At 67.0% G+C, this 279-nt stretch carries 1 pseudogene; it reads right to left on the bottom strand.

Annotation, left to right across the window (positions count from 1 at the left end):
• A pseudogene (locus tag C1X29_RS29850) lies at positions 1-279 on the bottom strand (phosphonopyruvate decarboxylase); the annotation flags it as partial.

The following is a 279-nucleotide window of genomic DNA, read 5'->3' as shown; positions in this document are numbered from 1 at the left end:
CCGGAGAGCTCGAGCACGCCCTGCGTGGTCGAACCCATCGGCACCTGCCACGGATTGAACTCGCCCCACTCGCCGCGCATGGTCACGAGCGTGAGGAACGGAAAGCGCAGGATCGGGATCAGCGACAGCATGTTGATGCAATTGCCGACGCCGCTCGACTGCATCAGCAGCACACCGCGCTGACCGCCGGTCCAGGCGCCGGCGAGCAGCGCTACGCCCTCCTCCTCCGTCGTCAGCGGAATGCCGCGCATCGTCGATGAAGCCAGCACGCGCTGGATC

Origin of the sequence: Pseudomonas sp. GW456-12-10-14-LB2 (assembly GCF_002884345.1) — a bacterium.
Lineage (GTDB): Bacteria > Pseudomonadota > Gammaproteobacteria > Pseudomonadales > Pseudomonadaceae > Aquipseudomonas > Aquipseudomonas paraglycinae.
Note: the sequence above shows the minus strand (reverse complement) of the source record. Positions and strands in the feature narration are given on the sequence as shown.